This window comes from Paenibacillus sp. FSL H8-0280, assembly GCF_045040665.1.
In the GTDB taxonomy this organism is placed as follows: Bacteria; Bacillota; Bacilli; order Paenibacillales; family Paenibacillaceae; genus Paenibacillus; species Paenibacillus xylanexedens_A.
In genome coordinates this window covers 5,905,160-5,921,104 of the sequence record NZ_CP150296.1, presented here as the reverse complement: position 1 = coordinate 5,921,104, position 15,945 = coordinate 5,905,160, and the positions used below count along the sequence as shown (strand labels likewise).

At 46.2% G+C, this 15,945-nt stretch carries 13 protein-coding genes and 1 riboswitch; of the genes, 8 read left to right on the top strand and 5 right to left on the bottom strand.

Features of this window, described 5'->3' with window-relative positions:
* Positions 1 to 9: 9 nt before the first annotated feature.
* The 3 genes from MHI12_RS25910 to MHI12_RS25900 all read right to left on the bottom strand — a co-directional run bounded on the left by MHI12_RS25910 (position 10) and on the right by MHI12_RS25900 (position 3,953).
* On the bottom strand, positions 10 to 651 hold the full coding sequence (locus MHI12_RS25910) for a class D sortase (protein WP_405170705.1): 642 nt from the start codon (positions 649 to 651) through the stop codon (positions 10 to 12).
* Positions 652 to 846: 195 nt separating this feature from the next.
* A complete protein-coding gene (locus MHI12_RS25905) occupies positions 847 to 2,328 on the bottom strand; it encodes an amino acid permease (RefSeq protein ID WP_282320220.1) in 1,482 nt (493 codons plus the stop codon).
* Between the two features lie 119 nt (positions 2,329 to 2,447).
* Positions 2,448 to 2,663, bottom strand: a riboswitch (Lysine riboswitch).
* Between the two features lie 147 nt (positions 2,664 to 2,810).
* Positions 2,811 to 3,953 carry a virulence factor gene (locus MHI12_RS25900; protein ID WP_047841582.1) on the bottom strand — a complete coding sequence of 381 codons (1,143 nt, stop codon included), beginning with the start codon at positions 3,951 to 3,953 and terminating at the stop codon, positions 2,811 to 2,813.
* A 242-nt stretch (positions 3,954 to 4,195) separates the two neighbouring features.
* On the opposite strand from MHI12_RS25900, the gene MHI12_RS25895 reads away from it, so the two are divergent.
* Positions 4,196 to 4,615, top strand: coding sequence for a hypothetical protein (locus tag MHI12_RS25895; RefSeq protein WP_405170704.1), 420 nt, complete (start codon positions 4,196 to 4,198; stop codon positions 4,613 to 4,615).
* 48 nt (positions 4,616 to 4,663) lie between these two features.
* Here the strand turns inward: MHI12_RS25895 and MHI12_RS25890 are convergent, their stop codons facing one another.
* Positions 4,664 to 5,362 carry a response regulator transcription factor gene (locus MHI12_RS25890; RefSeq protein ID WP_036668013.1) on the bottom strand — a complete coding sequence of 233 codons (699 nt, stop codon included), beginning with the start codon at positions 5,360 to 5,362 and terminating at the stop codon, positions 4,664 to 4,666.
* 344 nt (positions 5,363 to 5,706) lie between these two features.
* On the opposite strand from MHI12_RS25890, the gene MHI12_RS25885 reads away from it, so the two are divergent.
* The 6 genes from MHI12_RS25885 (at position 5,707) to MHI12_RS25860 (ending at position 14,439) form a co-directional block, all read left to right on the top strand.
* Positions 5,707 to 8,553, top strand: a complete 2,847-nt coding sequence (locus tag MHI12_RS25885) for an ATP-binding protein (RefSeq protein WP_405170703.1) — start codon at positions 5,707 to 5,709, stop codon at positions 8,551 to 8,553.
* 385 nt (positions 8,554 to 8,938) lie between these two features.
* Positions 8,939 to 10,285: a cytochrome ubiquinol oxidase subunit I gene (locus tag MHI12_RS25880; protein ID WP_036606964.1), complete on the top strand. Its 1,347-nt coding sequence runs from the start codon at positions 8,939 to 8,941 to the stop codon at positions 10,283 to 10,285.
* On the top strand, positions 10,282 to 11,316 hold the full coding sequence (locus tag MHI12_RS25875; protein WP_076212671.1) for a cytochrome d ubiquinol oxidase subunit II: 1,035 nt from the start codon (positions 10,282 to 10,284) through the stop codon (positions 11,314 to 11,316). Before MHI12_RS25880 ends, MHI12_RS25875 begins: the two co-directional genes overlap by 4 nt.
* Positions 11,317 to 11,324: 8 nt before the next feature.
* Positions 11,325 to 11,480 carry a cytochrome bd oxidase small subunit CydS gene (cydS, locus tag MHI12_RS25870; protein WP_211084397.1) on the top strand — a complete coding sequence of 52 codons (156 nt, stop codon included), beginning with the start codon at positions 11,325 to 11,327 and terminating at the stop codon, positions 11,478 to 11,480.
* 71 nt (positions 11,481 to 11,551) lie between these two features.
* On the top strand, positions 11,552 to 12,598 hold the full coding sequence (locus MHI12_RS25865; protein ID WP_341008900.1) for an MBL fold metallo-hydrolase: 1,047 nt from the start codon (positions 11,552 to 11,554) through the stop codon (positions 12,596 to 12,598).
* A 215-nt stretch (positions 12,599 to 12,813) separates the two neighbouring features.
* Complete coding sequence (locus MHI12_RS25860; RefSeq protein WP_091038559.1) at positions 12,814 to 14,439, top strand: ABC-F family ATP-binding cassette domain-containing protein; 1,626 nt, start codon at positions 12,814 to 12,816, stop codon at positions 14,437 to 14,439.
* Positions 14,440 to 14,555: 116 nt separating this feature from the next.
* Here MHI12_RS25860 and MHI12_RS25855 read toward each other — a convergent pair whose 3' ends face one another.
* Positions 14,556 to 14,744 (bottom strand): hypothetical protein, encoded by a 189-nt coding sequence (locus tag MHI12_RS25855; protein ID WP_017692261.1) that lies wholly within the window; start codon positions 14,742 to 14,744, stop codon positions 14,556 to 14,558.
* Positions 14,745 to 15,034: 290 nt separating this feature from the next.
* Here MHI12_RS25855 and MHI12_RS25850 point away from each other — a divergent pair, with 290 nt between their 5' ends.
* Positions 15,035 to 15,922 (top strand): cation diffusion facilitator family transporter, encoded by an 888-nt coding sequence (locus MHI12_RS25850; RefSeq protein WP_211084395.1) that lies wholly within the window; start codon positions 15,035 to 15,037, stop codon positions 15,920 to 15,922.
* The last annotated feature ends 23 nt before the right edge of the window (positions 15,923 to 15,945 follow it).

Below are 15,945 nucleotides of genomic sequence, written 5' to 3'. Positions count from 1 at the left end.
TAGGAAGGATCAGGTCCCCGTAACATTTGGTTTCACTGCAATAGCTCTTACAATTAGGCGATGTGTTGGATTGACGAGTGGATCACAGGTAATCAGGGTAAGGACCTGTCCAAGCCCGGGATCTTCCAGCACAGATAAGTCAGTTGGCTCCACAACGGATATCTGATCTACCTTGTATTGGATAATCGTTCGATTTGCCAGGGTGACTTCCATTGAATCACCAATCTGGAGTTCTCCCAGACGATTGAACAGCCGTCCTTTTTTGTGGGCGCGATGAGCAGCTATGGCGGCATTACCTTTGTTCCCGATACGGGTGGTTTCAACAAGATGGGTTGCAGCTACCTTCATGTTGGCTTCCGTTGCACCCTCCAGAATCGGTAAGCGGACATCAATCTTGTCAATCGATAGCACCCCCAACGTATCCGAGGAGGCCTCTTGCACTGTACCTGTATTGTCAGTAGTCGGCTCGGCAGAAGCTACATCCTGTATGCCTTGTTCGAAGGAGTGATTAAGCTTAGACAAGCCGTTTTGCAATTGCTCCAGATCGTTCATGACACGGGTTTGCTGCCAGTCATAATACGTTTCCCGCAGGAAAGGAAAGCTGATGATCAGGATGCCCAATAGAACGAGCAGAATAGAGAATTTTTTCATTATACATCAACTCCCGTTGTCCAAGAAAAATAGTATACCTTTCTCTATTCTACTTACCGACCTATACAAAATATGGACAGGGACGAAAGGACGTTCAGGAATGTTCGAAGGGGGAAGCGGATCCAAAACAAAACCTCCCCGTTTCGCCACAGTAGGAAAACTGCAACGCCACGGGGAGGTTTTATTAAATATCCACTATTTATCAGCTGGTGAATCGGTAGGTGTGAAATCACATTCCTGTAACGGCACCACTTTGGTCTTTTTGATCCATTTGTAACCGAGCCACAACACCAGGAACAGGGGTACGCTCAGGTAGGCAACGATGGCTCCACTCCAGTCGATCTGATCACCCGTGAATGCCTGGTAGTTCTGTCCGATGATCACGATAATACACAGGACAAAAGCAAAGATCGGCCCAAACGGGAACCAACGTGCACGGTAAGGCAGATCGCTCAGATCCCTGCCTTGTGCAACGTATGCACGACGGAAGCGATAATGACTGATAGCGATGCCCAGCCAAGTGATAAAACCACACATACCGGATGCATTCAACAACCAGGTGTACACAATCCCATCACCGAACAGGGAGGCAAGGAATGCCAACATACCAACGGCTGTTGTAAGCAAAAGTGCATTCATTGGAATGCCTTTTTTGTTCAGCTTGCCGAGGAAACGAGGGGCTTTACCGTCTCGGGCAAGGGCATAGAGAACACGGCTCGAAGCGTACATACCTGAGTTTCCGGCAGAGAGTACAGAAGTCAGAATAACAGCATTCATGACCGAAGCCGCAATGGCGAGGCCAGCTTTCTCAAACACCAGTGTGAACGGGCTGACACCGATATTTTCCAGATCACCTTTGAGCAGATTCGGATGCGTATACGGGATGATCAGACTGATTACGGTAATCGCCAAAATGTAAAAAATCAGAATGCGCCAAAATACCTGACGAATTGCACGAGGTACATTTTCGCGCGGGTTTTCACTTTCACCGGCGGCTACCCCGATAAGCTCGGTACCTTGGAATGAAAATCCCGCAGCCATGAATACACCAAGCACGGCGAAGAATCCGCCATGGATAGGCGCATCACCGATGGTGAAGTTGCTGAAACCAACCGCTTCTCCGCCCATAATACCAAAGATCATGAGCACACCAACGGCCAGGAAGATGATAACAGTAGCGACTTTGATAATGGCGAACCAGTACTCGGACTCTCCATAGCCTTTAACAGACAACACGTTCAAGGAAAAGATCAGCACGAGGAACAATAAGCTCCATAACATGGATGAACTGTCGGGGAACCAGTATTTAATGAGTACAGTAGCGGCAGCAAGCTCTGCTGCAATGGTTACCGCCCAGTTGTACCAAAAGTTCCAGCCCATGGCGAACCCGAGAGCAGGATCGACAAAACGTGCGGCATACGTATTAAATGAACCGGAGTCCGGCATAAAGGTAGCAAGCTCACCAAGGCTGGTCATTAGGAAATAAACCATGATGCCAACGGCCACATAGGCAATTAATGCTCCACCAGGGCCTGCGGTTGAGATGGCGGTACCACTTGCGAGAAACAGCCCGGTACCAATCGAGCCACCGAGGGCGATCATCGTCATATGGCGTGCGCGTAAACCTTTTTTCAGGGAAGGTCCAGTTGTTGTTGTTGGGTTACTGCGGTCTTGCATGGAAACACTCCTTCATTCGATATACTGATGTTTGCGATACTTGAATTCATAAAAACAAAAAGACCACAGGCATCAGCCTGCGGTCTTTAATATTTCAATGTCCGCACCATGTCCCAGATGATTAAGATAGCTCAACACAGAAGAATTCATACCTTTATATAAAGGAAATGTACTTCTGTGACAGTTCTGCGCCTTTCGACAGCAGCCCCAGCTCACTGAACCGTATAAGGAACGTCCAGCGAGCTTCGGCGGGTACACCTTTCGGCTGATCTCATAAGCGGCTCCTTAGCGCCTCCATCAGCGTACTGATCGCACCCGCGACCTCTACCTCACCATCAATGGATGAGGTGTATCTATTGTCTATGAAATTATGAACAACACAACTTAACACCGTGTGTCCTGTTTAGTAAACAGACAATCAGTATAACGCGCATGGTTTTCCAGTGCAATAACAATTGTTGGATGTGAGGTCTGAGAGACGACTATTCCTCTTTTTTGTTACGGCCAGCCATCTGCTGCCATACCGTTCCAGCGGCCTGTTCGCCCGATTCGATCCGCTCCAGAGCCATCTTGGCCTGTAGGCTGACTTCAAATTCAGGATCATCGGCTGCAACGCGCAATGCTTGCTCTGCTTCTTCAGTTCCGACCTCATAGAGAAAACGTGCTGCACGCCAGCGTACAAGTTTACTTTTATCGGATAACGTTGCTGTCATGGCTGGAGTAGCGGCAGGATCGCCGATATCAGACAAGGTATCGCCGGCAGTCCGGCGTACCGCAGGAGAACTGTCCTGAAGTGCTTCATACAGCAATTCCATCGCTTCCGGTGTACGAATGTCACCCAGGTATACGACAGCCAAGCGACGTATCTGCATTTTGTTGTCATGCAAGGCATGGGCTACGAGAGGCAGTCTTTCTGCCGTAGGCTCCATGCCGTCAAATGCCGCATAGCGAACATTCCAGTCCTCGTTTCGCAAAGCCTCTTCAAGTTCGGCTCCATCCAATTCACGGCGGCGCTCGACGAACTCTTCGGATTTGGTACCATGTTCAATGGCCTGTTTGATGACCTGCTCCAGCCGTTCCGGGGGGTAAGCAGCTTCCAATTCCTGCTCGACTTCCCGTGCAATATCAGGCAATTCACCATATCGAACACCATAATCGCTCAGTTTACGTTCTTTGATCATCGTTGCACTGGCGACTTCTGTCACGGCTTTGACAAAACGGTCTGACAACGAGATTCGTTCTTCCTTGACCCCGGCCTTGACCCTAATTTGCATCGGTACACCTCGGAAGAATTGTACAAATACCTGTGCTTCTCCGAAGTGCTCGCCTGAACCATCTTCGGATTCAATCCAGTCCAGATCGATGCCTTGCTGTCCAAGGCGATTTTGGACTTCGCCCAAGATAACGGACCAGTCGGCATTCCCTTTACGATCAAGTGCGACAAAGTCTGTTGTGTGGAACACACTCTTTACACCGGGAATATGAAGCATCTGGCGAATGAACGCCGGAGCAGATCGTTCGTTGTCCAGTGTATATGTTTTGCGAATTCCGTCCTCCAGACGTTCATCGAGATGTAGCATCATCGTATTTGGACTCGGTGTTGGTTCAATGGAAACAATATTCATCAATGTAACCTCCTATGGTACCAGATTCATCTTTAACTTCCCGTAAATTAAATCACACGGGTATTTCTCTATTTTACATCAATGTGTGGAATCTGCGAAATCATCCAGAAGTGTAGTGGACGTTTCTAACACTTAATGTGAAGAAGTACGAAATTTGTTAACACTTCTTTCATGTTCACGCACAAACATTTTTAAACGAAAATTGGCACAATAAAGATAAGAATCAACTGGAGGTTATACCTATGGAACCCATTACCGTGCTCTCGGATGGAAAACGTCGTATTGCATATGAGAATATTATTCAATTGTTCAGGAACTGGATGGAGGACTCAACATCTGGTTCTGCGATAGAAACACATCGGGGAAATTGGGAAAATGCCCGTTATTGTATTGTTGATTATCAGGTTGCCGAAGAAGCGGTGTCAGCAGCAAATGCCATTCGGGCTTTTATGCCACAACTTCCTTTACTGGTCATTACGGATTTCAAATCCCTTATTCGGAAGCGTCACCTGCAAGAGATTACAGGTACAGGTGAGATGAAGATGATTCTCTGGAACGAGCAAGACCCGAATCAACTAATCAAGGATATGGAGAGTTGGTTGCATTCTTCGTCTATCCATAAATCAGAAATAGCCATACCACCCATCTTATCCATGAGATAAAAGAGGGATATGGCCAAAGGTGTTTAACTTTCAAGCGTTACGATCGTATTAGATCACATATTTATAGCCTGTTCCCCAAACCGTCTTAATATAACGTGGGTTCTTGGGGTCAGGCTCAATTTTTTTACGCAGACTTGAGATATGAACATCAATGGTACGATCCAGATAGGCGCGTTCGGAGCCTTTGATCCGATCCATCAGTTCATTGCGGGTGAACACTTTACCCGGATTGCGGTACAATTCCTTCATAATCTCAAACTCAATATGAGTGACCTCGATTTCAACGCCATCCACAAACAGGGTTCTTCTGTACTCATTCACATTCACATGTCCAGTAACCTCTGCCTGCTTATCTTCTTTTACCGGTTTATCCTTATAGGAAATGATTGATCTTCGCAGCAGTGCTTTAATCCGGGCATCCAACTCTTTCAAACTAAATGGTTTGCACAGAAAGTCATCCGCACCATTATGCAATGCGCGAAGTCGATCATTCAGCATGGTGCTTGCCGAGATCATCAGAATGGGCACAGTGGAGTGCTGGCGAAAGGCTTCTACGAGATCATTTCCATCCATTTCAGGAAGCATGAGATCCGTTACAACAATATCCGGCTGGAATTGTGGAAACAGTTGAAGTGCCTCGCGGGCATGATGAACCCGTTCAGTGATGTATCCTTCCTCCTCAAGAAAGAAAGCAATCATGTCGGCCAGATTTTTCTCATCTTCTATAAGAAGTACTTTGATAGTCATAGGGTCACACTCCTGGTGAAAATAATATGTTAAGAAAATGCTAAAAAAACAAGGTGAATTGCGAATAAATGCCGCAAATTTTTTAATGTTTCTATCCCAAAATATAGGATGTATATGTAGAGAAAAAATAAGCTTTTTGAATGAACTTCAATATTTTAGCATGAATGCAGTTTGGTTGCCGATCAATCAGAATTTCCCAAATCTACACCAAGTACTAATTACAGTATAATGGATCAGAACGAGTTAAGGGGAAAAAAGTAATATTGTATCCGCTTAAGTTTATAGGGGGAACCAACGTTGTTGTTGAAAACAGAAGAAAAAATGATCCATGAGGGCAATTGCTTATGGATCGTATAAAGGCAAGACAAATGCTGGATTGGGTCGTGTTGAAGCTGAGAATACCCTGGATTGGGACCAGCATTCTGATCATTCTGGGCTCATTAAGCACCATTTTTCCGCTTACTTTATTCTATGGTGTACAGTTTATGATTGGTAGCGCAGCAGCACTCGTTGCTCTTCGTTTGCATGGGGCCATCTATGGATTTGTCACCCTTACAGTCATCCATCTGCTGAATACCGTCTTTGTCGGCTTTGTGCCGCACAATTTAACTGTAATGCTTGCCCACTTCTTGGAATTAATCTGGATGCTCGTTTGGCAGATCCGTTGGAAGAATGGCAGCCTAATCAAGGCTAATGCTGTCTTTTGGGTAGTGATGTTACTTCCTGTTATCTATGCCGGGCATTTTATGTTGGGTTTAGATATAGACGATTTGAAGTATGAGTATATGTATATTGCTGTAATTGGTATGGTGAATGCGTTGATCGCGGGAATTGTGGTTGATTTTTGGATCACCACGGGTGAACATAAATCAAAACGCACGGGAACTATTCCATTAACAAGAATTGCGTTTAAATACGTAGTCGCCTTTGTGGTATTTGTTTCTCTCGTACTGTTATCCGCAGATAGCCGTAGACAATTGGGTCAAATGAATGATGCCATATTACGTGATATGAAATATGCAGCGACTGCGGTTGTTCAGGATATTGATGAAGAGTATGTTACCTCTGAGAATATGGATCAGAATATGGCGCGTTATCATCATCTACTGGGTGTGAATGTGATTCTGCTGGATCGCAATGATACAGTCGTGGCTTCTGGATTGAATACACTTCAGGCGGGCGATTACCTGGACATGGACGGATTCCGTCTTCTGAAATCAAGGGATAACCTCTTTCTGTTAAGTTCCGCAAATATCCATTACAGCGATGTATTGAATCACTGGAAACAAGCCTCTTTTATCTATGAAGCAGAAATGACAAGGTTAACACCTTATCGGGTATTCATTGTGACCGACTCGTCCAAGTATTACCCCCGAATCGAATCCATTTATCTGACCACGCTGCAATCCCTGTTCATCATCATCGTGGCTTCCATGATCGTAGCGGCTCCTCTCAGCAGTAAGGTTGTTAGCCCGCTGTTAAGACTGACCCGAATGACAGGCTCTCTTCCGAGACTGCTGTTTCGAAATGGGAAGATGGAGTGGCCAACCAGCCATGTAACCGAAGTACAGATCCTGATTGGTAATTTGCGCAAAATGGCCGATGTGCTGCTGGAACAATTCGAACAGATTCGTCACGACAAGTTAACGCTTGAGGACAGGGTTATTGAGCGTACCAAGGAACTCAAGAATAGTGAAGAGGTCAAACGTGCCATTATTGAATCCTCTATTGATGCGATTATCGCTGTAGACTCCAATGGGGTGATCGTTGAGTTTAATCCGGAGGCGGAAAGAATGTTTGGATTGCGTCGGGAAGAAGTGATCCTGCACAAGGAAGTTCCATCTCTTTTCCAAGGAGCCAGCTGCAAGGAGATTAAGAATCTGCTGGAGCGATTTGAATATGTTGAAGGTAAAAGATACACCATCGTTGAAGAAATTTCAGGTATCCGACGGGATGGTTCCGTATTTCCGATAGAGTACAAAATTGTTGAGATCCAGTTGGGCAAAAATGAGACATTATATAACCTGTTTATTAAGGATATTACAGAGCGGACCAGAGCAGAAGAAGATCGTGTACGTCATGCCCTTGCGCTGGAGAAGCTGAACTCAGAGTTGTTCAATGAGAAGATTGCCATTCAGGAACAGCGAGATATCAGTGAGCAATTTATTGAATCTGTACGAGAAGGGCTCGTGATGTCTGATCGATTAGGGACCATAACCATCGTCAACCGAAGGATAGAAGAGATGTTTGGTTTGGGTGATTTTATGGGCAGATCCATTGAAGATTTGGCGCAGGCGATTGATACGATGGTATTAACGGACAACTTCAATCTGATGGAACAGACGAGAGCATTCCTGAATGGAGAAACGGCGTTTATCGAGACTGAATTTATATTTAATAATGTGGATAAAAGTGTGTTTTCCTTGTACATGAAGCAGATGGATGTCCCGGGTAAAAACCATGGGTTTCTGCTGGTGTTCCGTGACCGGACAGGAGAAGAACGGCTGGATCGGATGAAAAATGAGCTGATCAGTGTGGTATCTCATGAACTTCGAACGCCTGTAGCCACCATTATGGGATATGTGGAATTAATGATGATGTATGACCTTCCGGCAGCTCAACAGCGGGAATTCATGCAGACCATCTCTTCGGAGGGCAAGCGGCTGAGCAGTTTGCTCGATGATGTACTCGATATTCAGCGGCTCGACAACGAAGGTATGACTTACCACATGACGTATGTACCGCTGGTTGAGTTGGTAGAAGGGGTTGCCGAACAGTGGAATATGAAGTCTGCCCAACGTATCTACGTGCATACGTTTAATGGAGACTTTTTTGCTTATGCGGACCAGAACAGGATGGTTCAGGTTCTGCATAATCTGGTGGGCAATGCAGTCAAGTATTCTCCGGGAGCCGATCGTATTGATGTTACGTTATGGGAAGAAGAGGAATGGTTATGTCTTGATGTGCGTGACTACGGAATAGGTATTGCGGAGCAAGAGAAGGACATGTTGTTCAACAAATTCTATCGGGTCGATAATTCGGATCATCGGCAGATTGGTGGAACAGGAATTGGGTTGTACATTTCCCGTAAAATTGTAGAGGACCATAAGGGTACACTGACCTTTATATCTGCACCGCACAAAGGAAGTACCTTCAAGGTTCGACTGCCCAAGCAGGACGTATTGGTGTGAGTTTAATGAAGAATGAAGAAATGTATTTCATTTTTTTTATGAATAATGTTTATGTACGAGACCTATGGATAGAGCCTTTGCCCTTCAGCGCGTGAGCGTGATAAGGGGAAAGGCTTTTTTTGTTTTTCAATTTCCCCGGATAAAAAAACAACTTCTTTTGCAAACTGTCTATAGAGCCATAATTTGCATCCCATGCAAAAGGAGGACGGCAGGTATATGTTCCGTAAACAAGAGAAAACACTCATCATCGTCTGTCTGGTTGCAGCTGTGGTTGTGCTGTATGCCGTTGTGAAGAGCATCATCCGAATCATGAGTTATTGAGATACACGTTCAAGCAGAGTAACTGCTGTCGTACATAACGATTATGTGAAAGAGGAGTGTAACCATGTCATCCCTGGACCCTGTTTTGCTCAGCCGGATACTAACCGGCCTTACCTTGTTTGTACACATTATTTTTGCCTCTATCGGTGTAGGTGTTCCACTTATGATTGCCTTGGCCGAGTGGCGAGGACTCCGAACCAATGATATGCATTACACCTTGCTGGCACGCCGGTGGGCGCGAGGTTTTGTCATCACCGTTGCCGTTGGCGTTGTTACAGGCACCTCGATCGGATTACAGCTCAGTCTGCTGTGGCCGATGTTTATGCGGGTAGCGGGTCAGGCAATCGCCCTGCCGCTGTTCATGGAGACGTTTGCCTTTTTTATAGAGGCGATTTTTCTTGGAATTTACCTCTATACGTGGGATCGTTTCAAAAAGAAATATACGCATATGCTGCTGTTGATTCCGGTAGCTCTCGGCTCATCTGCATCTGCGATCTTCATTACAACGGTGAACTCCTTCATGAACCAGCCTCAGGGATTCACCCTGATTAATGGCATCATGAAGGACATCCATCCGATTGCTGCCATGTTGAATCCGGCAACGCCAACCAAAGTGTCCCATGTACTCGCCTCATCCTACACCTTGAGTGCAGGTATTCTGGCGGGGATCGCCGCCTTTAGTTTGCTTCGGGGACGGGATCATGTGTATTACAAAAAAGCACTGAAACTCACGACGGTATCTGCGCTCGTATTTGCCATCAGCACCGTCATGATCGGCGATTCCTCCGGTAAATTCCTGGCAAAATATCAGCCGGAGAAGCTGGCTGCCGCAGAATGGCATTTCAAGACGATGAAAGAGGCACCGCTTGTCTATGGCGGTATTCTGGATGAGAACAATGAGGTGAAATATGCGATTGAGATACCGTATGCCCTTAGCATTTTGGCGGGTAATCGTCCCGATACGGAAGTGAAGGGTCTCGAAGAATTTCCGGCGGATCTGAGGCCACCGTTGTCTATTCACTATATGTTCGACCTGAAGGTCACAACGGGAGTGATCATTCTGATGATTCCTGTGTTATATGTACTGCGGCGGTGGTTGCCAGGGCGCAAGCCCTATCCCAAATGGCTGCTGCTTGGCATCGTCTTGCTGGGGCCTCTGGCCATGATTGCGATCGAGTTGGGGTGGATGTTCGCTGAAGTTGGCAGGCAGCCTTGGATCTTACGCGGATATATGAAGGTGGCGGAAGCAGCCACGACGTCAACTTCGGTAGGATGGATGTTAGTGTTGTTCATCTTGCTGTATCTGATCCTGTGTTTCTCGTGCATTCGGGTACTCAGCAAGCTGTTCCGCAACAAGGAAGCAGAGAAGGAACTAGAGTCTCTGGGGCTTGAAGGAGGGATCGTGCATTGAGTTTCGAAATTGCAGGCATCGCAATATTGTGGACGTTTTTGTTCGGTTACCTGATCGTTGCTTCGATTGATTTTGGCGCCGGGTTCTTCAGCTTTTACAGCATTTTGACCGGGCATGAGAACAAAATTCATAACATCATTCAGCGCTACTTGTCTCCCGTGTGGGAAGTGACGAATGTGTTTTTGATCTTTTTTGTGGTTGGACTGGTCGGATTTTATCCGGACAGCGCCTTTTATTACGGGACGGCTTTGCTGGTTCCGGGTTCCCTGGCCATTGTACTGCTTGCGATCCGGGGCGTATATTACGCCTACAATACCTATGGCAATCATGGGCAGAACAGCCGGATTTACATGGCATTGTACGGGGCGACGGGATTGCTGATTCCGGCCGTATTTTCCACCATTTTGGCGATATCCGAAGGCGGGATTATTGAGCAGGTGGGCGATCAAGTGTTTTTTCGCTGGCGTGAATTTTTGACGAATCCCTATACTTGGTCGGTTGTTTTGCTTGCACTGGTTAGTGTGCTCTACATCTCGGCGATGTTTCTTTCCTATTATGCGAAGCGGGCGGGGGATGAGCCGGCATATGAGGTGCTTCGAGAGTACGCGCTGCTCTGGAGTTTGCCTACCATTTTTGCGAGCTTTCTGGCTTTTCTGCAGATTAACAAACAGAATCCCGCACACTTTGAGCAGATGGTGAATATTTCGTGGATGTTCATCGCTTCGTTTATTTGTTTTGTCATTGCCGTGTCGCTGGTGTGGAAAAGTAAATATTTAGGTTGGTGTTTTGTTGCTGTCATGCTTCAGTTTGCTTTTGCCTGGTATGGTTACGGGCGATCCCACCTTCCGTACATTCTGTATCCTTACATCAATATTTACGACAGCTTTACGAATCGTACGATGGGGATTGCGCTCATTACAGCGTTTAGTCTGGGGTTACTCGTGCTCATTCCTTCGCTTGTGCTGATTATGAAGCTGTTCCTGTTTGATGCCAATTATGTGCGCGGTAATTCTGGTAAAAAGAAAGGGTGAGTCTGTTCATGGTCACTACTGAGGGAGTCACGGGGATACCCGGTATAACCGGATTGAGCTTTTTTGAGACATTTACCATTATGTACGCCCCTCCACTGATCATTGCGGCTGCTATTGTCTTTCTGTTTGTATATCTGGCCGTATGTAAGAACCCAAAGGATTGATTGGCTGGTACGTCCATTCCCGTTTGGGGTAATCTCTTGTTAAGAAATGAGGAAGGGAGGAGGGCCCTTTCATGCCGAAAATCCGTTATAACAATATCGATAATGTAAGTACGGACAAAACGCTGAAGGAATTCAAACAATGGAGGGAGCAGCGGCGCAATAAAGTGAAGGACTACTCCTACACCGTGCCCAAACACCCGCCTGAACTGGATTATCTGCATGCCAACCGGGATGACACAAGTATTACCTGGATTGGTCACTCCACGTTTTTCATTCAATATTATGGATTGAACATCGTGACTGACCCGGTGTGGGCCGAAAAAATGGGATTTCAACGAAGGCTTGGTGCCCCCGGCATTCCGATTCAGGATATTCCACCTTTGGATGTGATTCTGATATCCCATTCCCACTATGATCATCTGCATCTGGCTTCCTTGCGTAAGCTGATTACCGCCAAGACGTTGCTGATCGTACCTGATGGCCTCAAGCGCAAGATGATTCGTAAAGGATTTCATAGATGCCAGGAGATGAAATGGTGGGATCATATGACACTTGGCGGAGTCAAAATAACTTTTGTCCCTGCACAGCACTGGACGCGCCGAACGTTGTTTGATACCAATACGTCCCATTGGGGCGGTTATGTATTGGAATCGAATCATTCGGTAACGACTTCAGCAGCGGAAAGTGCTGCAACAACGAGCAATCAGGATGAATCATCCACGGAATCAGGGAAGAATGAAACATCCAAAACATCAGGCGGTCCGCCTGTGTTGTATTTTGTGGGTGATACAGGTTACTTCCAGGGTTTCAAAACGATTGGAGAGCGCTTTGACATTGGTGTTACCCTGATGCCCATCGGTGCCTACGATCCGGAGTGGTTTATGACTTCTCAGCATGTGACACCTGAAGAAGCGCTGCAGGGGTTCGTTGAATCCGGTTCACAGCTCATGGTGCCAATGCATTATGGCACATTCAAGCTGGCGGATGATACGCCCAAGGAAGCACTGGATCGTCTGGAAGTTGAACGTGAACGGCTAGGCATTGGTAAAGAGCGGATTCGTGTGCTTGGTCATGGCGAAACGCTCCGCATTCACCACGAGAAAAGCAAACAAGACTAACAAAAGCGAGCCAAATATGTTAATGTAGGGATATGCCTGCATGAACAGTACATTTACCAAATCTTTAATAAGTAAAAAGCGGCCAATTTTCGAATTTGCCGCTTTTTTGTGTTATAATATGGTGCCAGAATAGGCATCGGGATATTGAATCCATGATTTACGCAACTTGCTATTCATGCAGTATGCAGATTAACCAATAAAGGATGGTATGCTTAATGATCAGTACAAGCGGCATCACGCTCCGCTACGGAAAACGTGCACTTTTTGAAGATGTAAATATCAAATTCACACCAGGAAACTGTTACGGCCTCATCGGCGCCAATGGAGCCGGTAAATCAACATTTTTGAAAATTTTGTCCGGTGAAATTGAATCAAACTCGGGAGAGGTGCACATCACCCCGGGCGAACGTATGGCCGTTTTGAAGCAAAACCACTTTGAATATGATGAGTATCCGGTTCTCGAAACGGTAATTATGGGTCATAGTCGTCTCTATGCCATTATGAAAGAAAAAGATACGCTGTATGCCAAAGCGGACTTCACAGAAGAAGACGGCCTGCGTGCAGGTGAGCTTGAAGGTGAATTTGCGGAGCTTAATGGCTGGGATGCTGAGCCGGATGCAGCGGCACTCCTGATCGGTCTGGGTATCGACCGTGACATGCACGATAAGAAAATGAATGAACTGAGTGGTAACGAAAAAGTTCGTGTCCTGCTTGCACAAGCATTGTTTGGTCGTCCAAACAACTTGTTGCTCGATGAGCCTACCAACCACTTGGATCTCGAATCCATTCAATGGCTTGAGAACTTCTTGATGGATTATGAAGGTACTGTTATTGTGGTATCCCATGACCGTCACTTCCTGAACAAAGTATGTACGCACATTGCGGATATCGACTTTGGTAAAATCCAGTTGTACGTAGGTAACTATGACTTCTGGTACGAGTCCAGCCAATTGGCACTTGCGTTGCAACGTGATGCCAACAAGAAAAAAGAAGAGAAGATTAAAGAGCTTCAAGCCTTTATTCAACGTTTTTCTGCGAATGCCTCGAAATCGAAACAGGCAACTTCCCGGAAGAAACAACTCGACAAAATCACGCTGGATGACCTTCGTCCATCGAACCGTAAATATCCGTTTATCAACTTCAAACCTGAGCGTGAAGCCGGTAAACAATTGTTGACCGTAGATCGCATCAGCAAATCCATTGATGGTGTGAAAATGCTGAATGATATCAGCTTTGTCGTGAACAAAGGGGATAAAATCGCATTTGTTGGCCCGAACGGGAATGCCAAGTCACTCTTGTTTGATATTCTTATGGGTGAAACGGAATTGGATAGCGGCGAATATACTTGGGGTGTAACTACAACTCAAGCTTATTTCCCGAAAGACAACTCCAAATATTTTGACGGTGTAGACATGACTCTTGTGGATTGGCTCCGTCAATATTCCAAAGATCAGGATGAAACGTATCTGCGTGGATTCTTGGGACGTATGTTGTTCTCAGGTGAGGAATCCTTGAAAAAGGCAAGTGTACTCTCCGGGGGCGAGAAAGTTCGCTGTATGCTGGCGAAAATGATGCAGACTGGTGCTAACGCATTGATTCTGGATGAGCCTACGAACCACTTGGATCTCGAATCCATTACAGCGCTGAACAATGGTATGATTGATTTTGACGGCACAATGCTGTTCACATCCCATGACCATCAGTTCATTCAAACGATTGCTAACCGGATTATCGAAATTACGCCGAATGGCATCATTGATCGCCAAATGAGCTATGACGAGTATCTGGAAAGTGACGAAATCAAAGAACTGCGCAATAAAATGTATCCGGTAGAAGCTTAAACTAAGCATCATCTACCGCACACATTATCATAGGAACACCAAAGAACCGCAAGCCTCTGTGAAGAGGGCTTGCGGTTCTTTTTGTAATTCAATGGGTTTCTCTACGGCTTTAAGACCTAAGATCCACCAGTACGGCGACGTTGGTTGTTAGGCTTTTTGTTGTTTTGACTCTTCATCGCTTTAGGTCCGCCTTCAAAGTAGGCGCTGGATTGGTTACCGGAATTTGCTTGTTCTTTCTTCTGCGCCAGCTTTTGGCGTATAGCATCCTGCAAACTGACCTTTTTCGGTTCGTTATTTTCGCTCATCGTTATTTCCCTCCCGGTCTTACAGTGAGCCGTCCAGATTGGACGGGATGTACCTATTTTATACGTTTTATAAAAGCCCCACAAGGGCAACCTGATAAAATGCTCAAAACCTTTGGTTTTACCCAGGCCAACATTTTTTCTCATTAACTACAGCCCTGCCGTCTGGAAACTTTGTTTCGGCTTACCTACAGCAATGCAGCCTGGCAACACTGTTTCTGTAGACCCACACGCTCCACATTTGGTAACATGGAAAAACCGTAATACGAAACGTTAAAGGAGTGTCGCCCGGTTTGAACGCTTATGAAGAAATTCGAAAAGGGGAACGAGGGGCTTGGGTTAGTATCGTAGCGTATCTCGTCTTGTCCGCTTTTAAGCTGATCTGTGGATATTTATTTGCTTCCAGCGCCTTGCTGGCCGATGGTTTTAATAACCTTACGGATATTGTGGCATCCGTTGCTGTATTGATCGGGCTTCGGATCTCCCAGAAACCACCTGATTCGGATCATGCCTATGGTCATTTCAGAGCGGAGACGGTTGCTGCCTTGGTGGCTTCATTTATTATGGCTATGGTTGGGCTGCAAGTATTAGTTGAAGCCGTTCGCTCCTGGTATGAAGGAGCCTTTGTTGCTCCAAATCTGTGGGCGGCAGCGGTGGCTGTAGTCTGTGCTGTGGTGATGTTAGGTGTATATCGTTACAATCACCGTCTGGCTAAACAAATTAATAGTCAGGCTCTGATGGCTGCGGCGAAAGATAATCGTTCGGATGCCTGGGTCAGCATAGGCGCTGCAGTTGGAATTATAGGTGCGCAGTTTGGACTTCCATGGCTGGATAAAGTAGCTGCCATTGCTGTAGGTCTGTTGATCTGCAAAACGGCTTGGGAGATTTTTCGGGATTCTACACATCGTCTTACCGATGGATTTGACCAGAAGGAACTGACGGATCTCAGATCCTCAGTAGCACGCGTTCCTGGTGTTGAGATGATCAAAGACGTGAAGGCACGTGTGCATGGCAGTCATGTACTTGTGGACGTAGTCATTGAAGTGGACGGAGGCCTAAGCTTGATTGAAGGCCATCAGATCTGTGACCGTGTTGAAGAGCGGTTGAAGCGATCGCATAACATCATGCATGTACATGTACATGTGGAACCAAAGACGGAAGAAGTCACAAGGAACCCTTGAACAGGGAGTGAACATCTTGGAAA